The 23,101-nt window shown below is 56.5% G+C and carries 21 protein-coding genes; 8 read left to right on the top strand and 13 right to left on the bottom strand.

The window, feature by feature from the left end; all coding sequences use genetic code 11:
• Window positions 1-2 precede the first annotated feature (2 nt).
• Window positions 3-617 carry a 4'-phosphopantetheinyl transferase superfamily protein gene (locus tag QEH57_RS09670; protein ID WP_309006524.1) on the top strand — a complete coding sequence of 205 codons (615 nt, stop codon included), beginning with the start codon at window positions 3-5 and terminating at the stop codon, window positions 615-617.
• Between the two features lie 6 nt (window positions 618-623).
• Here the strand turns inward: QEH57_RS09670 and QEH57_RS09665 are convergent, their stop codons facing one another.
• From QEH57_RS09665 to QEH57_RS09630, 8 genes are all read right to left on the bottom strand, one after another.
• A complete protein-coding gene (locus QEH57_RS09665) occupies window positions 624-2,156 on the bottom strand; it encodes a polysialyltransferase family glycosyltransferase (protein ID WP_309006523.1) in 1,533 nt (510 codons plus the stop codon).
• A gap of 66 nt (window positions 2,157-2,222) precedes the next feature.
• The gene (locus QEH57_RS09660) at window positions 2,223-3,176 is read right to left on the bottom strand and encodes a CatB-related O-acetyltransferase (protein ID WP_309006522.1); all 954 of its coding nucleotides are present in this window, start codon (window positions 3,174-3,176) and stop codon (window positions 2,223-2,225) included.
• Window positions 3,177-3,200: 24 nt separating this feature from the next.
• Window positions 3,201-4,187, bottom strand: coding sequence for a Gfo/Idh/MocA family oxidoreductase (locus tag QEH57_RS09655; protein WP_309006521.1), 987 nt, complete (start codon window positions 4,185-4,187; stop codon window positions 3,201-3,203).
• A gap of 6 nt (window positions 4,188-4,193) precedes the next feature.
• Window positions 4,194-5,000 carry an NAD(P)-dependent oxidoreductase gene (locus tag QEH57_RS09650; RefSeq protein WP_309006520.1) on the bottom strand — a complete coding sequence of 269 codons (807 nt, stop codon included), beginning with the start codon at window positions 4,998-5,000 and terminating at the stop codon, window positions 4,194-4,196.
• A gap of 14 nt (window positions 5,001-5,014) precedes the next feature.
• Complete coding sequence (locus QEH57_RS09645) at window positions 5,015-5,602, bottom strand: SIS domain-containing protein (protein ID WP_309006519.1); 588 nt, start codon at window positions 5,600-5,602, stop codon at window positions 5,015-5,017.
• 62 nt (window positions 5,603-5,664) lie between these two features.
• Window positions 5,665-6,393: a hypothetical protein gene (locus QEH57_RS09640; RefSeq protein ID WP_309006518.1), complete on the bottom strand. Its 729-nt coding sequence runs from the start codon at window positions 6,391-6,393 to the stop codon at window positions 5,665-5,667.
• A 6-nt stretch (window positions 6,394-6,399) separates the two neighbouring features.
• On the bottom strand, window positions 6,400-7,485 hold the full coding sequence (locus QEH57_RS09635; protein WP_309006517.1) for an AroB-related putative sugar phosphate phospholyase (cyclizing): 1,086 nt from the start codon (window positions 7,483-7,485) through the stop codon (window positions 6,400-6,402).
• Complete coding sequence (locus tag QEH57_RS09630; RefSeq protein ID WP_309006516.1) at window positions 7,482-8,222, bottom strand: SDR family oxidoreductase; 741 nt, start codon at window positions 8,220-8,222, stop codon at window positions 7,482-7,484. Before QEH57_RS09630 ends, QEH57_RS09635 begins: the two co-directional genes overlap by 4 nt.
• A 182-nt stretch (window positions 8,223-8,404) precedes the next feature.
• On the opposite strand from QEH57_RS09630, the gene galE reads away from it, so the two are divergent.
• From galE to QEH57_RS09610, 4 genes are all read left to right on the top strand, one after another.
• Window positions 8,405-9,397, top strand: coding sequence for a UDP-glucose 4-epimerase GalE (gene galE, locus QEH57_RS09625; RefSeq protein WP_309006515.1), 993 nt, complete (start codon window positions 8,405-8,407; stop codon window positions 9,395-9,397).
• 177 nt (window positions 9,398-9,574) lie between these two features.
• Entirely contained in the window at window positions 9,575-11,578 is a 2,004-nt protein-coding gene (locus QEH57_RS09620; protein ID WP_309006514.1) for a PAS domain-containing protein, read from the top strand.
• Between the two features lie 213 nt (window positions 11,579-11,791).
• Entirely contained in the window at window positions 11,792-14,635 is a 2,844-nt protein-coding gene (locus QEH57_RS09615; protein ID WP_309006513.1) for a chemotaxis protein CheA, read from the top strand.
• A 118-nt stretch (window positions 14,636-14,753) separates the two neighbouring features.
• On the top strand, window positions 14,754-15,275 hold the full coding sequence (locus tag QEH57_RS09610; protein WP_309006512.1) for a DUF3859 domain-containing protein: 522 nt from the start codon (window positions 14,754-14,756) through the stop codon (window positions 15,273-15,275).
• Window positions 15,276-15,345: 70 nt separating this feature from the next.
• Here the strand turns inward: QEH57_RS09610 and QEH57_RS09605 are convergent, their stop codons facing one another.
• Window positions 15,346-16,689: a hypothetical protein gene (locus tag QEH57_RS09605; protein WP_309006511.1), complete on the bottom strand. Its 1,344-nt coding sequence runs from the start codon at window positions 16,687-16,689 to the stop codon at window positions 15,346-15,348.
• 19 nt (window positions 16,690-16,708) lie between these two features.
• Window positions 16,709-17,809 carry a tRNA dihydrouridine synthase DusB gene (gene dusB / locus QEH57_RS09600; RefSeq protein WP_309006510.1) on the bottom strand — a complete coding sequence of 367 codons (1,101 nt, stop codon included), beginning with the start codon at window positions 17,807-17,809 and terminating at the stop codon, window positions 16,709-16,711.
• 24 nt (window positions 17,810-17,833) lie between these two features.
• Between dusB and QEH57_RS09595 the strand changes: the two genes are divergently transcribed.
• Window positions 17,834-18,994 carry an acyltransferase gene (locus QEH57_RS09595; RefSeq protein ID WP_309006570.1) on the top strand — a complete coding sequence of 387 codons (1,161 nt, stop codon included), beginning with the start codon at window positions 17,834-17,836 and terminating at the stop codon, window positions 18,992-18,994.
• 43 nt (window positions 18,995-19,037) lie between these two features.
• Here QEH57_RS09595 and QEH57_RS09590 read toward each other — a convergent pair whose 3' ends face one another.
• On the bottom strand, window positions 19,038-19,970 hold the full coding sequence (locus tag QEH57_RS09590; protein ID WP_309006509.1) for a TlpA disulfide reductase family protein: 933 nt from the start codon (window positions 19,968-19,970) through the stop codon (window positions 19,038-19,040).
• A gap of 112 nt (window positions 19,971-20,082) precedes the next feature.
• Between QEH57_RS09590 and recQ the strand changes: the two genes are divergently transcribed.
• Both recQ and QEH57_RS09580 read left to right on the top strand, forming a co-directional pair.
• The gene (gene recQ, locus QEH57_RS09585) at window positions 20,083-21,933 is read left to right on the top strand and encodes a DNA helicase RecQ (protein ID WP_309006508.1); all 1,851 of its coding nucleotides are present in this window, start codon (window positions 20,083-20,085) and stop codon (window positions 21,931-21,933) included.
• A gap of 215 nt (window positions 21,934-22,148) precedes the next feature.
• Window positions 22,149-22,436 carry a SelT/SelW/SelH family protein gene (locus tag QEH57_RS09580; protein WP_309006507.1) on the top strand — a complete coding sequence of 96 codons (288 nt, stop codon included), beginning with the start codon at window positions 22,149-22,151 and terminating at the stop codon, window positions 22,434-22,436.
• A 55-nt stretch (window positions 22,437-22,491) separates the two neighbouring features.
• Here QEH57_RS09580 and QEH57_RS09575 read toward each other — a convergent pair whose 3' ends face one another.
• Together QEH57_RS09575 and QEH57_RS09570 are read right to left on the bottom strand one after the other, a co-directional pair.
• Window positions 22,492-22,845, bottom strand: coding sequence for a Spx/MgsR family RNA polymerase-binding regulatory protein (locus tag QEH57_RS09575; RefSeq protein WP_309006506.1), 354 nt, complete (start codon window positions 22,843-22,845; stop codon window positions 22,492-22,494).
• Window positions 22,842-23,087 (bottom strand): hypothetical protein, encoded by a 246-nt coding sequence (locus tag QEH57_RS09570; RefSeq protein ID WP_309006505.1) that lies wholly within the window; start codon window positions 23,085-23,087, stop codon window positions 22,842-22,844. Before QEH57_RS09570 ends, QEH57_RS09575 begins: the two co-directional genes overlap by 4 nt.
• Between the last annotated feature and the right edge of the window lie 14 nt (window positions 23,088-23,101).

The following is a 23,101-nucleotide window of genomic DNA, read 5'->3' as shown; positions in this document are numbered from 1 at the left end:
ACATGGAAGACGACGAAAAAATCAGAGAGATCGTGGCGAGTTTTCTAAAGACCCCACCTTCCTCGATAAACTCAAATACCCCAGTCGGCAAAAAAGCCGTTGCTGGATCAATCATCCTCCATCGGATGTATTCAAAACTATCCGATGCAGGATTCCCCCTCAACGGATCAAAACGAAACATCGAAACCTACGGCCAACTTTTAGAATGCCTCGGAAGCGAGTCAGGCCCTCTTAAACCACGCCTAAAAACAAGAGCAGTCGAGACGACAAAGGCCTCATCCAGCTTCCCATCTACAATTCGTTCCGTCGGTATCGACATTGAAAAAGTATCCCAATTCGAGAGACAGGAAGATTACCGTAGCGCAACCTTCTACAAAGAAAATTTCTCTCCAGAAGAAATAGCTCACTGCATCCTCCAACCTAACCCAATAGAGTCATTCGCTGGACGATTCGCCGCAAAAGAAGCAATCGCAAAAGCGAATAATTCCTTTCGAGACATTCCATTCAATCAGATTTCAATTTCCGCTGACTCCAACGGCAAGCCATCTTTCCCCGGCTTTCATATATCAATCAGTCATACAGAATCTGATGCCATTGCCATCGCGATCCAAACCTAGCTAAGTTTAGCTGCGAACCAGATCACCGAAATGAATGATTCGTATGGCTGCGGATTCACATACAGGTCTTAGCTTACTGACGATTTCCTTGTAATAGGTCACGCTTGAGACGACAATAGCATCCAACTTGCCCAACTCCTCATCGGACACCGCATCCAATGGTCTCACTTTAACTCCAAACACTTCGGAAAAGGGCTCATTGGCCTTACTATCGATCATATAGACAGGTGACATTCCGAGATTTTTCGCGAGTCTCAACACATCCCTCCCACCCTCGCCTGTTCCGTAAACAGCGAATCTGCAATTATTCTCTGAGCACAAGTCCAATGCGTAAAGATAGTAATCGTCACAGTTTCCTTTAATCCGGCTCAATCTCGACAAATAATTAGAAAAAACCATTTCCCTCATCGGCAGAAGAGTCCGATACAAAGCAGACCGCTCTTTCACTATTGAAAGTACCTCTTCGTATTCAGTTTTTCGACTTCTCGTCCACAAAGATAGATCCAGTTCATCCCAATGAGGCAAACTACAGACATTCATCATAATCTCTAAGAATCGGTAGCGCCCACTCTTCAGACTCATCGCTAATCCAGCATTCGCCCTCTCCCCCTCCAACAACGATTGCATGAGGCTTGCGGTCACAACGGTAAAGGCGGGAACCCCAAGATGATGCCAGCTATGTCGCAAGGCACTTGAGCAAACGCCAACGACCCCAATAGGCTTCAGCAATTCGATCAATACTTCAGCTCCACAGGAAACAGCATCGACGAGAATAGCTCCTTCCCTCTTGAGTTCCGCTATAACACCTTGATCACCTTCTAAATAATAGTGTTTGTGAGGCTTAAAATAGACGGTTATCCCGTTCTTCTTTGCTTGCCTGATTATTCGTATATATTCTTCAAAGCAACTTCTCCCGATCGAATAGTCATAAGTACCTCCGATGATAAAAATCGAATCCGATTCCACACTGAGCGAATCAAAAAAACGTGAGTCCCTTTCCTTAACGAATTCTCCGACAGTTCGAATCGCATGCAAGCAATGGATCGAATCAAGAACGGTACAACGGCCATCCCCAAGCCACCCCTTCGGGTCAAACACTTGAACTGTGGAAAATGTGATCATCTTAGCGTAAGAGAGACTGTCCGAGTGTGTCTCGTCATAAGAAGACAACCAATCACCTGGCCCATGATCAAAAGCGTGCAGCTCAACACCTTTTAACTCTAAAATACGTGCGAGAGCTACTATTCCATCAACGCTGGGTGAATGAAAATTATTAAACTCATTACAAGGGAGGTAGAAGCGCTCAACATCTCTATCACTACCCAACTGAGAGTTCACGTAGTCCATCAACCACCCGTACAGTTCACTGCTGGAATTGTAAATTTGAGTAGATACAACTCGACCAAATCCTGAGCCCTCCACTAAGGCGCCAAACTCTGCCAAATCCCTTCCAGCATCGGTTCGATCGGCTGACGCCACCATGAATTCGACTTCTACACCTTCACTACGAAATCGATCGGCAAGAGCGAGAGCATGCATGCTCGACCAACTAGCGATATGGCATAGGACAAGACAACTTCTCGATTTAGAACCTGTTAGCATCGCCTAGTAGCACTCTTCACGATTCAGTGCCTCTCTCAGCATATCGAAAAAGGGGGTCACATCATCCGATTGGAATAGTTCCCTATTTTTGTCTATTTTTCTCAAATGCCAATTCCACCATTGTGTCTCGTTAAGCAATAAAATCTCTTCAGGACTAAATCGAAAACTAACGATTTGCCCTGGATTCCCCATGACGATCGCGTAATCCGGAACATCTTTCGTCACGACTGATGAAGAACCAATAATTGCTCCGTTCCCGATCCGAACTCCCGGCATAATGACCGCATTCCGTCCGAGCCATACATCATTCCCAACCTCCGTCACAGGATTGCATGCACCAAAATGCTCCTCGAAAACTCGATCATCAGTATTGAAAAAGTAACTACTTGTAGAAGCGTATGTCGGATGGTTCTGCACGATCGTAGCACCCATAGCAACAGAGCAAAACGCGCCGATTTTCCGAATTGGCGATCCATCTAGCCGATACGGAACGAGACCAGACTTCAAAGTTGCAAAATTGCTAGTTCGCTGGCCTACAAACAGGAGATTCCCGAATTTTTCTCCTTCATAAAACGGAACATCGCTTCTGAAATTGCAGAACGGCACCGCAAACTCCGCTAAATGCGAGAAGCCCATATTAAGCAACACACAACCCACATTCCGCCAAGCATAGACTCCAATTAGAACGTAGCAATCACTCTCAACCTTCGATTTTCTGAGTTCTGCTGGACTTACAATGGGCGTCTTTCCTTCCTGGCCCCCAACTCTTTCACCAGACCAATCGACAAACGCCTCCACCTTCATTCCGTATTTTTCCCGCACGTAGTCGGCTAGAACAAACGCAATAGGCTCAAGCCCCCAGATAAAGAGGTTCTTCCCGAGCATCGACTCCTCGACCAAAGACAAGTTCAAGGCTATCTCGTTCTCTTTCAGCAACTCAAAGTACGACTGCTTCATTTTCGATAATCGTGTGTTAAATACTCAGCTTCCTTGGTAAATCCGATCCATAATCTTCATGAGGTTCAGAGCGTCCAGTGACGTCCCCTGAAGCACAGGCTGACGCTTTTCTATGCTATCAATAAAATGCCCTATCTCCGATGCCCAGGAAACATCAGTGTGATATACGATATGCTCCTCGTGGGCGAACCCTCCATGGGCATCAGAATCATTACGCTTAATCGCCAGATCCTCATCGCCATAAACGCCTGATGAAGTTTTTAGCCCGTTCAGTATCAAAGCCCCACCCTCCAAAAAGATCTCCAATGAAAACAAATAGCGCCATTGAGTCATCGTCGAATGGAGTGATGCGCACACTCCTGTCTCCGAATTCTTGAAGATTGCAAAAACATTATCCTCTCCTCCATCAATCTTCCAATATAGATTTGAAACCAAAGCATGCACGACATCAAATCCCCCACAAAAATACATGAAAAGATCTAGCATGTGAATGCCTTGGTCCAACATGATTCCACCTCCTGCTAACTTGGGGTCCGCCCTCCACGTCTCGAAATAAGAGTCATCTACTTCCTTTCCATAACGGCCACGCATCCAAAGAATCTTACCTAGTTCCCCTGATTCGATGAGTGACTTCATTTTCTTGATACTCGCGTGGTGGCGATGGTTAAAACCATACATGAGCTTCAACCCCTCCGATTCCGCCTCTACCAGTCGAACTCCTTCAACATCGGCAGCAGTGAACCCCGGTGGTTTTTCCGCGAAGACATGCTTTCCCGACCTTAGGCCGCGCTTAGCTAATTCCGGTATTCGAAAATTGGGAGCACAGACGAAAATTGCATCAATCTCCGGATTCTCCAAGATCTCATTCTCGCTATCGACCACAGCACACAGCGCGTCATCAATCGGCTCGGGGTCAAAGATCGCGACCACCTCAGCCCTACCGTCACCTACAAGAGCCTTGTGGCGAATTCGCCCCATCTTACCGTATCCTATAATTCCTACCTTGAGCATAATTTGTTAGAATTGCTTCACAAAAGCTCGGTAATCCTCAGCTAAGCCTTCGAGAAAGTCCACGCATGTACTTGCGACGTGCGGAGTCATGTAAAAGGGGTCTGGATACATTTCTCTCAATTTCCCTTCATATGGCTCTTTCCAGAACACATCGAACGCCGCTCGAATTCGATGCTGCCCCAATGCCTCATACAAGGCGTCCTCATCTACCACAGGCCCACGAGCCGTATTGACCAAGGCAGCCCCCCTTTTCATCAAACCCAGATGCTTCGTTCCCCAAAAACCACGAGTTCCTTCCTCCAGGGGTATATGCAAAGTAACGACATCGGCCTTAGGGATTAACTCTTCGAGTACATCAAGCGGCGACATCGCCAAATCGTAACCAATCACGTTTACAGTCGGTTCCAGCTTTTTGACAACTCGGCTTCCTATGTTTCCCAAGCCGACTACCAAAACATTCTTTTTCTGGGCTGCTACACGAGTCTCTTTCCGCCAAGCATCCAAGTCTCCGACATTGGAATACAGCATACGGAAAATGAGAGAGACAGCAAACGATGCAGTCTCCTCAAAGATAACGCTCGCAGTTCCTTCGGAAGGAAGGCCAACCTTGATGCCTCGCCGCGCACACTCTTCAAAAGGTACGTTGTCAGTGCCTACCCCGCACTTGAAAATCCCCCTCAAACGCGGCATGGAATCCAGATCGACCGGCCTGCTCCCTAGAACAGCAACCTCGGCATCCGCCGGATCAACGAACTGCTGCGATAGTTCAGGCACAAACGCGTCAAGCGTTCCCGTGTTTTTCCAGATCTTCATAATTCCTTTTCTAGCTACGAACCGTACTCGATCCCAATAAACTTATCCAACCAGATGTGCAGCAGAACCTGGTGGGCTGATTCGGCGATTCCATAGGTTTCAGATGGAACGTAGAAGTTCAGATCCCCCATCGAACGCGACTTGTTCCCTTCTCCCATCCCCGAAAACGTAACGACTTCCATTCCCTTACTTCTAGCGACCTCAATTGTCTTGATGATATTAGGAGAATTCCCTGAAGAGCTAATAGTCACGAGCAGGTCTCCACTTTTTGCATACCAACTCAAGGGAGCGCTAAACGCGTTTTCGTAGCCAAGATCGTTACCCATCGCAGTCAACAAGGCCGAGTCGCTGAAGGAAAACGTCGGCACCCCGCCCGCCTTCGTCCAATCCAAAGCCATATGATTCGAAAATGCCGCACTTGCCCCATTTCCACAAAGATACATATTTCGACCGGCATCCCGAATCGCTAAAGCCTTACGACAAACGATTTCGAAGGCTTCTTCAGTTTCGACCATTTGTCCATCTCGAGCATTTACCACGACAGCATCAAGTGAACGACGCAGCGTGTTACAAAAGGATTGGTAGTATTGGGTATTCGACATACAGGGCTTGCTTCGGCGGCTAATCCAAAGAAACGCGTTCTTCTGGCATTCCGCAAGTACGTTTAGGCATTAGAAGAATCTCCCCAATAACGCACTTCGCCTTCCCCTCCCGAGTCTTCGGAAACCCTCAACAACGATTCAACAAGCCTGAAGTCCGCCTCATTGCTGACCTTAACAGAGTGAAGCGGATCGATCGGAAGAAGAATCCTTCGCGTTCCACAATACCCGCCTTTAAACTTGCGGTAATTCCTCAAAAAGGTGGGCCCATTCCAAATAGTAACCGCCCAATTACAAATCTGAATTTTCGGATTATCCTGCGTTGGAGCGAGAGGAGCTCCGGGCTTGATGTTCACAAACGTTCCCTCCATCGCAGCCTGCATCTGAGTCTCCGTGCATGTTATAAGCGTATCCGCAGCAGAATCATTGCGATAACATTCAATCGCCCTCGTCACATCCTCGACCGTTACCAGAGGGCAAACAGGGCTGATCATCATCAGAGTATCCAATTGTAGAGATTCAATGATATCTGCAGTAAAATCGTCTCCAGTTGAATCATCAGCAGCAAGGCTCGGGTCGCGTTTATAAACTTTTACTCCGCTTTCGATAGCCAGCTCTGAAAGTTCTGAAGAGTCCGTATTAACATAGATCTCGTCCGCAAGACCACTCGCCAAAGCGCAATCGATGGCATAGGAGATCATCGGCTTCCCTCGGAGCAGACGGAGATTCTTCGAACGTAATCGCTTGCTGCCGGCCCGAGCAGGAATGTGCACAACTAACTTCTGGATATCCATACTTTTTCAACTTTCCCGGTACACAGAAAATCGTTTTTCCAGCGTATCCATGAACAAACTATCGATTTCAATTCGCTCGAGAAACATGTCTCCAATCCCTCGAGACAAAACAACTCGCACGTTACTACCAATGTTCTTTTTATCTTTTCTTAAACTTTCTACATACCGATTCAGATCGATCGTAGGAAAGTCCACGCCACGCCATATTTGGCTTAAGACCGAAAAAACCCTTTCCTGCACTTTAGCATCCATCAGCCCAAGTGCCACGGAGACCGAATTCGCAATATCCATCCCAAACGATACCGCGATCCCATGAGGAATCGCATACCGTGTGTACCCCTCAATTGCGTGCCCGAAAGAGTGGCCGTAATTGAAGACGTTGCGAGGCCCCTTGTCGAACTCATCGACCTCGATCATATCCCGTTTTATTTCGAGACTACGCCGCACAAATTCCGTAACGACTTGCCCTCCCTTTAAAGCTTCGACAACTCCAGCCTCTAACGCTGCAAAAGAATCCTCCCCATCTATTAGAAAATAGTGCGCCATCTCACCTACCCCCGAAGCGATCTCTCTCGCATCCAAAGATTTCCGAAATGATGGATCTTGCAGGATCAGTCTCGGAGGATAAAATCCTCCGAGCTGGTTTTTATAGTCTCCAAAATTGATAGATGTTTTGCTCCCGATACAGCTATCGCATTGAGACAAGAGGTTGGTTGGAACAAAGACCCAGTCTACTCCTCTGTACATGATGGAGGAGATGAAAGCCGTAACATCTTGAGTTATTCCACCTCCGACCGCCACCAATCGATTATTTTTCTTAAATCCAGTTTCGATCAGCTGTGAAATGATCGGCATTACGCCCTCATAGCTTTTTAATTCTTCCTTTGGATCCAAACGGATTACCCTGTGAGAGTCGAATGAACTTCCTATCCTATTCTTGTAGATTCGCTCCACGTTCTGGTCGACTAACAAGACATCGCCTTCCTTCAAATGCGAAAGCAAGCTAGCAACGAAGTCATCCACAAACTGTACTTCGTACACCCCCAAGTAAGATCGTACCGAAAAGTTGGATTCACCCGCAGCTGCATTCATACGATCGTGAACCCTCCATCCGCGATAATATTTTGACCGGTTAAATACCGATTCGAATCACTCACCAAAAAACAGGCCACCTCCGCAATTTCCTCTGGTGTCGCCAAACGCTTCAAGGGCACCTGATCAGCCAACTCACACATCTGCTCTTCAGAAAGAGACTCCCGAGTTAGGTCCGTCAGAACGAAGCCCGGGGAAAGCGAATTGATGAGAATCCCATCACTCCCCAATTCCGCGGACAAAGCTCGGGTCATGCCCACCAAAGCGGTCTTACTCGCCGAGTAAAGACTGCGTTGCGCCTTACTCACCTCACTCCAAATGGATGCAACGTTGAGAATTCGTCCCCCACCACACGCTCGCATCCTCCCAGCAACGGCCTGACAAATCAGAAACGGCGCCCTTTGGTTAACCGAATGAACCACGTCATAGTCGGCCGCAGTAATGTCATCTAGGACTTTAATGCGGTTTATCCCAGCGTTGTTTATGCAAGCGTCGATACGCTCAAGCTTCGCCAAAAAGGAGCAAAACGACTCAGCCTCCTGAACGGAGGACAAATCGACATCGTGCCAGTGCACTCCCTCCAGCTCCCCAATCCCTTCTGCCCGCTCGTTGCTTTGACGAGTACCCGTCCCTATCACGGTCGCACCCTCCCTCAAAAGCTGCGCCGCGATCGCTTTCCCTATTCCTCGGGTAGCGCCCGTGACTACAATCGTCTGATTATCAAAGCGTTTTCGCATGTACGTGACCTAAATGGAGATGCTCGATGAAGAGTCAATTCCACGTAACCAACGATAGTGAATCCCTTGGCACCGAGCCCTCCTGCTCCCCCCACGCCCCAAAACCTACACACCCCTGCAAAAGTAGGTCAGCCAAAGGTTTACGCTCGATCTAGAGCCACGACTCCCCATCGTCTCGCCTCATGAACGTACTCGTCGTAGGAGGTGCAGGCTACATTGGAAGCCATTGCGTGCGTCAACTGCAGGTCGCTGGGCATACCCCCATCGTCCTCGATAACCTCGTCAAGGGGCACAAGGAATCCATCCCCGCGGGCGTGAGCTTCCACGAGGTCGACCTCGCCGACTCCCCCAAGGTCATCGAAATCCTCAAGTCCGAGGACATCGACATCGTCATGCACTTCGCCGCCTTCATCGAGGTCGGCGAGTCCATGCAGGACCCCCTCAAGCACTACGAGAACAACGTCGCCAAGACCATATCCCTCCTCAAGTCCATGCGCGAGGCGGGCGTCAACAAGTTCGTCTTCTCCTCCTCCTGCACCGTGCTCGGCGAAGAAGCGGAACCGCCCTTCAACGAAACCATGCCCCTGCGCCCCATCAGCGCCTACGGCCAGACCAAGGCCGACGTGGAAGTCATCCTCGACTACTGCACCAAAGCCTACGGCATGTCCGCCGCCATCTTCCGCTACTTCAACGCCTCCGGCGCCGCGGAAGGCGGCATCATCGGCGAAGACCACTCCCCCGAAACCCACCTCATCCCCATCGCCATCCAAGTGGCCCTCGGCCAGCGCGAAAAGATGATGGTCTTCGGAAACGACTACCCCACCCCCGACGGGACCTGCCTGCGCGACTACGTGCACGTGGACGACCTCTCCCGCGCCCACATCGCCGCCTTCCCGCTTCTCGAGGAGAAGGGCAGGCTCCTCACCTACAACCTCGGCACCGGCACCCCCGCCAGCGTGCTCGAAATCATCAAGACCGTCGAGGAGGTCTCCGGGCGCCCCGTCCCCTACGACCTGGCCCCCAAGCGAGCCGGCGACGTGCCCTCCGCCTACGCCGACAGCGCCAAGGCGAAATCGGAACTCGGCTGGACTCCCCAGTACGGCACCATACGCAGCATCATCGAAACCGCTTGGGCCTGGCACCAATCCCACCCGCGCGGCTACGAAGACGCCTAAGCGACGACTAGGCGCCCCCTCCGAGCGGCCACTCGCAATTCCTACTGGCGTAGTCAGCCTACAACTACACCCAGTCCGCTGCCTACGCAGCCAAGTCCCGCCAACCCGCGTTTAGGTAGAATCGCCAAAACGTGGGTTGTTGCTTTTTTCGGAGGCGTTTCCAACAGTACCCGCTCCTTGAGCACGACCTCCCGAACCAACGACTCCACCCCCATGACGCAGCCCGATCCTTCCGCAAACAATCCTGCGGAGGATTCCCTGGGATCGCAAAACCTCGCCGACTCCCTCCTGGAATACTCGAGCGAAGGCATCATCGTCATCGATCGGACCGGACGCATCCAAAGGGCCAACAAACAAGCCCTGCAATCCCTCTCCATCGCCGCGGACCTCATCGCCGGCGCCTCCATCAACGACGTCTTCGTCGCCACCGACCCCAAGACCGGGCAAGCCCTCAACCTCGCCGACGAGCGCTACCGCAACCCACAGCTTGCCCACGCCCAAGCCAACCTGCACACCCCCAACGGCAACGTCCTGCCCGTCAGCTTCCACCTCAAGCCCAACACCAATCTCCAGCGCCCCGAGCTCTCCGGAGCCCTGCTCTTCTTCAAGGACCTCAGCCGCACCGTCACCACCGAAAACCAGATCCGGCTCATCGCCACCGCCCTCAAAAGCATCGGCGAAGGCGTGCTCATCACCGACACCAACTGGGAAAACGGCGAGGCCCGCATCCTCTACACCAACGACGGCTTCACCCAGATCACCGGCTACACCGACATCGAAGTCATCGGCAAGCCCATCTCCATCCTCAACGGCCCCGCCACCGACGCCTCCGTCATCGAGGAAATGGTGAAGGACATCCAGTCCGGCCAGCCCGCCGCCGGCGAGACCGTCGGCTACAAGAAAGACGGCGCCGAGTTCATCATCTCCTGGAAGGCCTTCCCCGTGCACGGCCCCCAAGGCCACGTCTCCAACTACGTCGTCATCCAACGCGACGTCTCCCACATCCGCCGCCTCGAGCAGGACCTCTTCCAATCCCAGAAGATGGAAGCCGTCGGCCGCCTCGCCGGAGGCATCGCCCACGACTTCAACAACATCCTCGCCGTCATCCTCTCCTTCTCCGATCTCGTCATCGACAAGATCGAGGACGCCGACCCCAACAAGAAGTTCGTATCCGAGATCCGCAAAGCCGCCGAACGCGCCGCCGACCTCACCCAGCAGCTCCTCTCCTTCTCCCGCCGCAACAAGAACCTCAAGCCCGAGGTCCTCGACGCCATCAAGGTCACCCGCGACATGCAGAAGATCCTGCGTCGCCTCGTACCGGAAAACATCCAGTACAACCTTCGCTTCTCCGACACCCCCATCCACGTCAATATCAACCGGACCGCCCTCGAGCAGATCCTCATCAACTTCACCACCAACGCCCGCGACGCCATGCCCGACGGCGGGCAAATGGAGCTTTCCATGGTCAGCTGCGAAGCCGACCAGGCCGAAGTCCTCCTCCCCGACTACATGGACGCCAAGCCCTACCTCGTGCTCAGCTTCCAGGACACCGGCACCGGCATCGACCCCGAAACCCAAAAACGCATCTTCGAACCCTTCTTCACCACCAAGGAGCAAGGCAAGGGCACCGGCCTCGGGCTCGCCACCGTCTACGGTATCGTCAAGCAGGTCAACGGACACATCGAAGTCGCCTCCGAAAAGGGCAAAGGCACCCGCTTCCGCATCTTCCTCCCCATCGTCACCAGCAAGGTTTCCGAAGACGAAGAAGTCGACGAAGGCCTGCCCGAGAACTTCACCTCCACCGAGCGCGAGTCCATCCTCGTCGTGGAGGACGACGAGACCATGTGCGACTGCATCTCCGGCCTCCTCGGACTCTACAACTACCAGGTCTACTCCACCAACTCCGCCGAAGACGCCCTCGACTTCTTCGAAGAGTCGCACGAGGACATCAAGCTCCTCATCACCGACCTCATCCTCCCCAAGATGCGCGGCTCCGAGCTCGCAGAGCGGCTCACCAAGAAAAACAAGGACATGAAGGTCATCGTCATGACCGGCTACTCAGAGGAGCTGCTCTCCCAGTTCGACATCCCCGAGGACGCCATCCTGCTCAAGAAACCTTTCGCCCTCAAGGCCGCCCTCTCCGCCGTGCAAAAGCTCCTCGCCCCCGCCAAGCCCGAGTAGCAGACACCCAGCGCCGATGCAGCGCCGAGCCTCCACCCCCGCCCCCATTGTAAAACGCTCGCGAAAATAGTGCCGCGAGCCCACCGCCTTGAGTACTTCCGTCTAAAACCGAGGGCAATTATCGGTTTTTCTACTCAAGCAACCACCCACCCGCGACGATGATCCGAGTACGGCATTCGCCCTTACTCCCATCTCGCAACCGATTTTCACACCATGGCGTGGTCACCTGACGAAATAAACTCATTCGAAGAAATTGCAGCGAAACTCGCGTCCGAGTCTCACCTCGCTCAACCGGGTACCGACGACGGCCTCATCCCCATCTTCAGCCTCGTCAACGAGATCACCTGGTCCCTCCCCCAAGACCCCGAGATCGTGCAAGGAGTCGTAGGCGTCCAGGAGGTCATCCAAGCCATGCTCGACGAAGCCAAGCTCTTCGACGAAACCTCCGTCCATGCCATGCGAGCCTTCGCCCGCTGGTGCAGCGACGCCGTGGAAAGCCTCCGCAACGACACCCCCATCCGCCCCTTCTCCATCGAGAACTCGAAGGAAACGCCAGTGGCGCCCGCCGCCATCCCCATCGACGACGAGCCGGAAGCCGAAACCAGCGAACCCGAGCCCATGCTCGAAATCCCCGCCGACGACAGCGCCGAGCTCCCCGAGCCCACGCCCCTCCCTAGCTTCGGCGACATAGACTTCTCCACCGCGGAACCGCCCGCCCCCAAGCCCGCCGCTCCCGCGCCGGAGCTCGAGGAAGAACCCTTCTCCTTCGACGCCCCATCCTTCGAGGCGGCCGAAGAGCCCACCTTCGACGCGCCCACCGCTGGCAACGAAAACTGGCCCGAAGAGCGCATCGAGATATTCGCCAAGCTCGCCCAGCAATTTTCCGCAGAGCTGCTGCTCTCCTCCGTCGACAGCGACGAAGGCATGCTGCCCGTCTACTCCCTGCTCAAGGACTTCGAAAACGACTTCGAGACGGACGAAACCGTACATGCCGCCGTCACCCCCGTCCTCGCCAAGATGGACGCCCTGCTCGACAACGCCGCCGCCTACGACCCCTTCGCCATCCAGATCCTCACCGACTTCAACGTTTGGCTGGAAACCGCCCTCAGCGAGATCAAGTCCGGCCGCGAGCCTGGCCCCTTCTCGCCTCCCGAAGAAGCCGCCCCCGTCGAAGCCGACTCCTCCCAGCTCACCACCGGAGAAGAAGAAGACGACGGACTCCTCGCCGAGTTCGCCCAGTACGACGTCGTCATGGACCTCAACATGGAGGAAAACGAAGAGCTCCTCCAAGAATTCCACACCGAGGCCGTCGACCACCTCAGCCAAATCGAATCCGCCGTCCTCGAGCTCGAGCAAGACGTTACTAGCCGTAACGCCATCAACTCGATGTTCCGTTCCTTCCACACCATCAAGGGCGTAGCCGGCTTCCTCAATCTCGTCCCCGTCAACCGGCTCGCCCACGAAGTCGAGTCCCTCATGGACCTCGTCCGTAACGACAAGCTCGAGGTCTTCACCGGCATCATCGACCTCGTCCTCGCCGCCAAGGACACCATCACCAAGCTCATCGAGCAAATCACCGAAGCCCTCGCCAACGGAACGACCCCCAACGAAGTCATCCCCGTCAGCGAGCTCATGGCCCGGGCCCGCTGGGCAATGGAAGGCCCCGACGTCTGGGCCCAAAAGACCGGCGAAGATTCCAACACCATGGCGGTCGCCGCAGACGAGCCCGAGCTCCCCGCGGCAACCGAAGATTTCAGCGACGAAGACCAATCGCCCGCCGCTCCCGCAGCAGCCGCCAAGGCTTCCGCCCCCGCGGCCACGCCCGTCGCTCAACAAGAGCCCGACGCCAAGGCCGCCGCAGCCGCCAAGCGCAAGGCCGCCGAAAACGCCACCATTCGCGTCAACACCACCAAGCTCGACAACCTCATGGACATGGTCGGCGAGCTCGTGATCGTGCAAAGCCAGCTTCTCGAAAGCTCCCGCCAAGACAACGGCAGCGGCAGCACCGCCGGCGACTCCGCCCTCCAGCGCAACATGTCGCAGCTCACCCGCATCACCAAGGAACTGCAGCACACCTCCATGGCCCTGCGCATGATTCCCGTGAAACCCACCTTCCAAAAAATGGGCCGCATCGTCCGCGACATCGGCGCCAAGTGCGGCAAGAAAGTGCGCTTCGAAACCTTCGGAGAAGACACCGAACTCGACCGCAACGTCGTCGAGGAAATCGGCGATCCCCTCGTCCACATGGTACGCAACGCCCTCGACCACGGCCTCGAAGCCGACGCCGAAGAACGCCGCGCCGCCGGAAAGGACGAAGTCGGAAACATCTCCCTCAAGGCCTACCACCAAGGCTCCAACATCGTCATCGAACTCGCCGACGACGGCCGCGGCATCGACCCGGACCGCGTCCTCGCCAAGGCCATCGCCAACGGCATCGTCTCCGAAAGCGACCAACTTTCCAAGGAAGAGATCTATAAGCTCATCTTCGCCCCCGGCTTCTCCACCGCCGCCCAAATCACCGACATCTCCGGCCGCGGCGTCGGCATGGACGTCGTTAAGAAAAACATCGAAAAGCTCCGCGGCAAGGTCGAGATCCAGTCCGAACTCGGCAAAGGCTCCACCTTCCGCATCCTGCTTCCCCTTACCATGGCCATCGTCGACGGCCTCGTGGTCAAGGTCGGCGAAGACCGCTTCATCCTGCCCACCACCTCCGTCAAGGTCGCCCTACGTCCCGACGAAGCCGTACTCGCCAAGGTGCAAGGCAACCAGGAAATCCTCAATATCCGCGGCCAGGTCATCCCCCTCTTCCGCCTCCACCAGCACTTCGCCATCCCCGGCGCCATCTCCAACCCCAAGGACGCCACCGTGGTCGTCGTCGAAACCGGCGGCAAACCCTGCGGACTCCTCGTGGACGACATGGTCAGCAAACAGGAAGTCGTCATCAAATCCCTCGGCGGCATGATGCAAGGCATCCCCGGCGTATCCGGCGGAGCCATACTCGGAGACGGCACCATCGCCCTCATCCTCGACCCGGCCAGCCTCATCTCGGCCGCGTAACCGACTTTTCGATACGAACACCTTACCTCCCCTCCACAGAGCCCGACTTCCCTAAAAAGGAGTCGGGCTTTTTAGGCTTAACATCGCCTGCCGCTCGCCCACCCTAGCGAGGTTACCCATGAAAATCGCCCTCCTCCTCATCGCCTTCGCACCCGCCGTATTCCCCTTCCTCAAGGTCCCTTTCGACGCCACCGTGCTCAAGCACAACCACATCCAACGCATCGGCGGCGAGTCCGTCGCGGACGACGACACTCCCACCGGAGGCAAGTGGATAAACGACGACTACCTCGTCCTCCAGCACGGTACCTGGACCATCCCCAACTGCCTCGACACCGGCTTCCAGCTCGAAGTCCAATTCGACAATGTGCCCCAAGACCTAAGCTACCTCGACCTGGACGTGCGCTACCCGCGCATGCAGCTTCCCAACGGAGGCAGCAAGGAACGCTTTCGCACCCGCGAGCCCGTCGAAGTCTACGACGGCACCGCCATCTTCTACTTCGGCTACTACTTCGACCACGAATACGAACGCGGCCTCGGAGACTGGGTCTTCAGCCTCAGCCACCAAGGCAAGGAAGTCTACCGGACCACCTTCACGATCGTCGATTGCGACCCAAAAGCCGAAACCACTCGCGAGCCCTAAGGCGACCGATCCCAGACTTTCGCAGTCTCAGCAGCGAAGCGAGTCATCGTCAGGGCGGCAGCGCAGCGAGTCAGAACCAAAGCTCCACGATCGCCTGCCAAAACTCGCCATAGCGTACCGGCGCCTCCAAGCTGATGCCCGTCTTCCACCCGCGCACGCACACGTCCAGCACGCCCACGTTCCAAACCGCTAGCAAAAGCAAAACCGCATTCAGCCCCCAGCGCAGCGCCACGTTCGCCTTTTCCATCACCTTCAGGAGCCAGCAAACGCCAAGGCACACAAACAAGGTCACCCCCTCGTAGGCCCGACCGCCAAAGGCCGCCCCAAACCACCACGTTTCCCAAGCCGCGTTCACGTAAACCATTCCGGCCACCGACAAGGGCATCGCCCAAGCGACCCAATCCCGCCGGCTCGCCACGAACCCGAGCAAGCCCACCAAGCCCACCGCGAAAACGGGATGCCAATAAATAAGCCCGTGGAACGGATCGAACAGGGACTTCCAAACCTTCGGAGCTCCCCACAAAAAGCCTTCCCCCGAGTAGGAATAGACCAGCCAGGAGCCATAGAGAAGCTTCCACGCCAGCAGCTGCAGCGAAACGACCGCAGCCATCGCCGCAACGCAAACGCACACCGCCCGCACCGTCGTACGGCGTGTCAAGATTTCAACTACGGCGATCAAGAACGGAAAAAGCAAATACACGCCCGCCTGATAGCGAGTGATCAGCAACATCCCGACCGATACTCCCAGCATCAGCCAATTCCGCTTCAGCGGCGGCATCTCCCGGATCGCGAGCGCCCAATAGAAGCAGGAGACCAGGCACAGGTAGGTCAGGCTATGGGCCATGGCATACTGGTTGAGCTGGTAGTAGATCAAGCAGCCCGCCAGCCAAGCGCTCAACAAGCCCAAGATACTCACCTCCCACTCGAAAAAGCGCCGCAACACCAGGTGGGTCAGCCACAGGCCAAGGGCCGCATAAAACAGGCTCCCCGCATAGAGAAAGCGCTCGTAAACCTTGCCGAATCCATCGGTTCTCACCTCCGCTCCCGCTTTCTCCAACAACAAGGACGTCCCATGCCCCATCGCGAACCAAGGCGCATGGAAAAGGGCCCATCCGACCGGATACTTGTTCGGAATCAAGCCCTGCTCCGTACGCGGCAAATTCACCCGAGCGAAACGCTTCTGCCCATCCGGAATCGTATCGGAAAGTTGGATATCGTTCTCGAAATCCACGTCCTGGTCGAGAGCGGCCGAACGCAGCCAGTAATAGTAGAACGAGGTATCCCAGCCCCATAGGGAGCTCGCATGGCTCTCGTGCTCGAGCGAGTGGACCACGCCTCGGATCCCCACCCAGGACCCCGCCACAGCGAGCGCCATAAACACCACCAGCAAGCCCCTTCCCCTCAATCGATTCATAGCAGGCAAAAGCTGGCAGCTACCACTTCTCCACCGGTCCTTTCGGCACCTTTATCTTTTCCGGCGCCTCCTGAGGCTCATGGGTAATCGACGAATACGGATCCACCGGACGATACTTCTCCTGCAGTTCCCCGTCCTCGCCGCAAAAGCGCTGACGCCATTCGCGGTAGCCCGCCATGATCTCCTCGAAGTGCTCCATGCTCTCCACCTTGATCACGCGATCCTTGAAGTACTTAGACGGCCCGAAGCGCTTTGCGTACCACACCGCTACCTTGCGAAACTGGATACAGCCCTTCAACTCGCCGTAGAATTCGATCATCCGCTCCAGGTGCACTCGCATCAGCTCCACCCGCTGCTCGAAAGTCGGATCCGGCAACAAGTCCCCCGTATTCAAATAATGGAGCGTCTGCTTGAAAATCCACGGATTGTAGAACGCCCCGCGCCCAATGCTCACCCCATCGCAACCGGTGCGCTCGAGCATGATGCGAGCCGCTTCCGGAGTCGTCACGTCCCCGTTTCCAATGACCGGAATCGACTTCACCGCCTCCTTCACCTTGCGAATCCCCTCCAAATCCACGCCACCGGAAAAGCCCTGGGCCCGCGTTCGGCCGTGTATAAAAATCGCCGATACGCCAATATCCTCCAGCGTACGGGCCAACTCCGGCGCCGTGATATTCTCCGAGTCCCATCCCAAGCGCATCTTGGCAGTGATCGGCACCTTGACCGCATCGATCATCCCCTTCACCAGCTCCCGCGTCTTGTCGTGGTCCCTCATCATCGAGGAACCGCTGCCGGTCTTTACCACCTTCTTCACCGGGCAACCCATATTGATATCGATGGACTGCGCCCCCTTCTCGGCTGCGATCACCGCCGCGTCGCGCATCTCCTCCGCCACGCCGCCAAAAAGCTGCACCGCCATCGGCTGCTCCCGCGCATCCGTCGCGATCATCTTGTAGGCCACCGCCCTGCCCTCCAGCAGGGAACGGGCGTTCACCAGGTCGGTGGTCACCAAGCCCAAGCCTCCTAAGCTCTTCGCCGTCAGGCGAAAAGGTAGGTTCGTATAGCCTGCCAAGGGCGACAGGAACAGGTTCGATTCGAGCTCTAGACTACCAATTTTCATTGCAAAAACCTCGCCACCAAAGGCATTACGCCTCCCCCTCACAACCACAAATTTCCACCAAGCGGGAGCGGGCTTGTCTCGAGATCAGCCTTTCCCCACAAACACGCCATCCCAGAAAAAGACCAAAAGCGCAGATTCCAGTCCCTCGACGCCCTACGCGCCGTGGCCTGCTTCCTCGTGATCTGGCAGCACGTCTCCGAAAGCCTGCTCCGGCACTCCAGCGGCGGACAATGGACCAGCCAGCTCGCCAACTACTTTGACTTCGGCCGCATCGGCGTGGTGGCCTTCTTCTGCATCAGCGGCTTCGTCATCCCCCGCACCCTGGAAGGCAACCGCCTGCCCGCCCTCCGCGCCTTCGCCCTCAACCGCTTCTTCCGCCTCTACCCCATCTACTGGGTCGCCCTCGCCATCGGCATCTACTCCCTCTGGCTCGTCAGCGGCCGCCAGCTCCCGCTTTCCACCATCCTCGCAAACGTCACCATGGGAGCCACCTTCGCCGGAGAGCCCCACGTCATGGGCCTTTTCTGGACGCTGGAGATCGAGCTCGTATTCTACGTCGCCACCGCCCTGCTCTACCTCGCCTTCGGCCGCTACAAGCTCCTCTCCGCCCTCGTCGGCTTCGCCCTCGCCTACCGGCTCTGGAAGCTCGACCTGCTCAAGGACACGCCCGGAAACCTGCCCATCCTCGGCTACCTGCTCGCCATCATGTTCACCGGGTCCGCCATGCGCTGCATCTACGACCTGAAGCAAGAACCCCTCTTCTCAAAATCGGAAAACTGGAAAAAAGCGGCCCGCATCCTCTTCGCCATAACGGTCTACCTCGTGGCCCAGCCCGTGATCGAAGGCATCGAAAAAAGCTTCACCGAAAGCGACCCCGTCTGGAACCGCTACGGCTGGGGACATACCCTCGGCCTCGCCCTCTTCGCCCTGTTCTTCTTCCTCCCCCAAACGCCTCGTTGGCTCAGCTCCGCGGGCCGAGTCACCTACTCCGCCTACCTCCTGCACGCCATCGTCTTCACCCTCATCGGCCGGCTCTGGAGCACCCAGGAGCTCCCCAAGACGCGCCTCGAGCTCTTCATCCTCCTGACCACCCTCGTCACCTTTGCCATCGCCGCCCTCAGCTATCGGTACATAGAAAAGCCAAGCATTCGCCTCGGCAAACGCTTGGCCTCGAAATTCCAGTAGCGCGGGAGCGTTCCCGCTGCAGGAGCGAGCCTAGCTCAAATCCCTAGTGCAGCTCCACCCCGACCTTCGCCAAGGCAACGCCCAGGGAAGGATCCGAAGGATGCCCGTTGTACAGCACCGAACCATCGCGATCGATCAGCACCATGCGCGGAATCGAGTCCACCATCAGCATCCCGCTCAGGTCGCCGCCGTTGCGGTCCAGCAGCCAAGGCACCGATTCCATCCCGTGCTGCTCCCGCACAGTCGTCGCGTTGTTCAACTGATCGCGCCGGTCGGTGTTGATCCCCGCCACGAACACGCCTTGCTTGGAGAGCTTCTCCTGCTTTTCCTTCAAAGACGGCATCAAGCGGATGCAAGGCCCGCACCAGCTCGCCCAAAAGTCCACCAGCATGACCTCGTCGTCGCCCATCCACTCGGACAGCGACTTGCTCTCGCCTTCCGCGTTCGCCAACACCATATCCATCGGCACGCGGAAATCCGCCATGGCCGCCTCCTGGGCTTCCTCGCGACGCTGCTGGGCCAGCAACTCCCCGATACCGAAGGCCCCGTTAAAATCCGGAGCCTTCTCGTAGGAGCTCACCGCGTACTTCTCGAAGCCTTCCGTATCGCCTTCCCGATACGCCACCACGCAACGCAACACGTCCGCGAAGCCCGACAGCTGCTGGGCCGAATAGAAGTCGCGCTCCAATCCAAAGCGGAAATCCTCTCCCGCCGCGTCAATGCGCGGGATCAAATCGAACATCGCGGCCGCGTTCCCAGTGGAAAGGGCCCGGATGATCTCCGCCTCCAAAATCCAATCCGCCGGCATGCCAGCCTCCACGCCTGCCGCCAGCTCAGCGGCGAAATCCGACTCCTTGTCCTTCGCCAGCGCGATCAACGCATCGTGCTCCGCCTCGCTGGCCGCAAAGCCAACCAGAGCCGACGATGCCGCCATCGCCACTGCCAAAAAACTACGGGTATACTTGAATAGCTTCATATTCCCAAGAACGCCTCAGCATTTGCCTCGCATGCAAGCCAATTCCCCGCACCCCTACGCATCCCTACACTTTTCCCTTTCACTCCGCCCTTTTCACCTTTCACTCTTCCCCATGCCAGCTCCCACCACCGACCGCGTCCATTCCGCCCTCAAAAAATACTTCGGGCACGACAGCTTCCGCCCCCTCCAAGCCGACATCGTCAGCGACGCCCTCGCCGGCCGCGACGTCTTCGCCCTCCTCCCCACCGGCGGCGGCAAATCCCTCTGCTACCAGCTCCCCGCCGTCCTCACCGAAGGCCTCACCGTCGTCATCTCCCCCCTCATCGCCCTCATGAAGGACCAGGTCGACGGACTCACCGAAAACGGAATCTCCGCCACCTTCCTCAACTCCTCCCTCGCCCAGGGAGAAGCCCGCCAACGCTACGCCAAACTCTTCGCCGGCGAGTACCAAGTCCTCTACGTCGCCCCCGAGCGCCTCATGCTCGGCGGCTTCCTCGAAGACCTCAAGAAGTGGAACGTCTGCCGCTTCGCCGTCGACGAAGCCCACTGCATCTCCGAATGGGGACACGACTTCCGCCCCGAGTACCGCCAGCTCGCCGAGCTCCGCAAACGCTTCCCGGACACCCCCTTCATGGCCCTCACCGCCACCGCCACCGACCGCGTGCGCGACGACATCGTCAAGCAACTCAACCTCCGCTCCCCCACCAACTACGTCGCCTCCTTCAACCGCCCCAACCTCGCCTACCGCATCGAGCAAAAGCAGGCCGTCTTCCGCCAGATCCTCAAGTTCATCCAAGCCCGCCCCTTCGACTCCGGCATCGTCTACTGCTTCTCCCGCAAGGCCACCGAGCAAACCGCCGACCGCCTCCGCCAAGAAGGCATCGAAGCCCTGCCCTACCACGCCGGCATGACGCCCCTCCAACGCGCCAAGAACCAAGAAGCCTTCATCCGCGACGAGGTCAAAGTCGTCTGCGCCACCGTCGCCTTCGGCATGGGCATCGACAAGCCCAACGTCCGCTACGTCATCCACCAAGACATCCCCAAGAACATCGAAGGCTACTACCAGGAAACCGGACGTGCCGGTCGCGACGGGCTCCCCTCCGAATGCGTCCTCTACTTCTCCCCCGGCGACGTCGCCAAGCAGCTCAACTTCATCGCCGAGAAAGAACCCAAGGAACGCGAAGTCGCCAAAGAACAACTACGCCAGATCGTCCACTACGCCGAATCCTCCCGTTGCCGCCGCGAGGTCCTGCTCGACTACTTCTCCGAAAAGTGGACCGAAGGAAACTGCGGCAACTGCGACAACTGCAACCAACCCAAGGAAACCTTCGACGGCACCATTCCCGCCCAGAAGTTCATGTCCTGCATCTTCCGCGTTTCCCAAGCCTCCGGCTTCGGCGTCGGCATCAACCACATCGTCGACATCCTCCTCGGCTCCAAAAACGAGAAGGTCCTCAAATGGGGCCACCACCGACTCACCACCTACAACATCGGCGGCGAGCACAAGCGCGCCGAATGGCAAGCCTTCGGCCGCGAACTCATCCGCTCCGACTACGTCTTCCAAGACCCCGAAGCCTACGGAGCCCTCTCCCTCACCGAAAAAGGCAAGTCCGCTCTGCGCGACCGCACCCCCATCACCCTCACCAAGCTCCCCGTATCCGCCAACGCCCTACAACGCGACCGCAACCGCTCCAAAGGCGGCATCGAGTGCAACGAAGACCTCTTCTCCATCCTCCGCACCCTCCGCAAAGAGCTCGCCGACGAGCAAGGCGTCCCGCCCTACATCGTCTTCTCCGACGTCACCCTACGCGAGATGGCCCGCTACTTCCCCGCCAACGAAGAAAAGCTCTCCGAAATCTCCGGCGTCGGCTACAAGAAGCTCGAGGCCTACGGGGAAGCCTTCCTCGAAGCCATCACCGAATTCATCATCTCCAACCCCGACGCCCCCGACGAATTCCGGTAAGATCGCCCAGATCATTTTAAACCCACCAATTTCTCAGATTTTATAGGATCTTCCGAAGAGGCTACTATCGCGATCAAGCACCTTCCCAATTCGACTCACAAAAGAATCGAATCCACGTTTTAAATACATTCGATTCTAAGCAAATCACCTCTTCAGAAGATCCATCAAAGAAAAATCTGAGCCATCTGTGGTCAAACAACGCAACCCGATCACCCATGTCCGACCAACGCACACCACGCATCTCCATCCTCTACTGCAGCCAGTGCAACTGGATGCTCCGCGCCGCTTGGCTCGCCCAAGAGCTGCTCAACACCTTCGGCCAGGACCTCGGCGAAGTCGCCCTCCAGCCCGGCACCGGCGGCATCATGGAAATCCGCCTCGACGGAGAACTCATCTTCTCCCGCAAGGAAGCCGGACGCTTCCCCGAGTCTAAAGAACTCAAGCAGCTCGTGCGCGACCGCATCGACCCCGACCGCCCCCTCGGCCACAGCGACCGAAAGTAAGCAAGCTCCTCACCCAAAAACTTCGTGTCACTTCGTGACCTTCGTGGGCAACAAACTACCTCACGAACCCTTCCCAAACGCTCGTATCAAACCCGCTGATACAGCCGCTCGGAGTCGCCAAAAACGGACGCTTCACCAAATTCCCGTTGCTCGTCAACAAGTCCAAAGCCTCGTCCAGCTCCATCTGCGGCAGCTTGTCCTTCAAGCCCAGCTCCCGATAGTCGCCGCCTGAAACGTTAAAGAGCTTCCGCAGGTTCATGTCGTGAGTCGCCAGGGCCTCCTTCAGCTCCGCCTTGCTCGGCGTCACCTCGCGAATCGCGATCTCCTCGAAGTTCACCCCCTTTTCCTGCAGCCACTTCTTCGCCTTGCGACATCCATCGCACCCCTTGTACATGTAAAGCTTTATCATCTGCCAGCAGCCAAACTATATCCGCAAACGCACTCAACCCCCTTTTCCAAATTAGCTCCCAACTCGAAACCTTCCGCAACCTGCTCTGCCAGCTTGGCGCCGCCATCCGCGACACCCTCTACGCCCAGCAGCGAACGCCCACCGACCAGCTCTCCGCCGTAGCCGCCCACACCGCCGCCGACACCATCTACCAAATCGACAAGGTCAGCGAGCAGCTCATTCTCGACTGGCTCGCCGCCCATTGGCCCAGCCAACA

Source organism: Pelagicoccus sp. SDUM812005 (genome assembly GCF_031127875.1).
In the GTDB taxonomy this organism is placed as follows: Bacteria; Verrucomicrobiota; Verrucomicrobiia; order Opitutales; family Opitutaceae; genus Pelagicoccus.
Note: the sequence above shows the minus strand (reverse complement) of the source record. Positions and strands in the feature narration are given on the sequence as shown.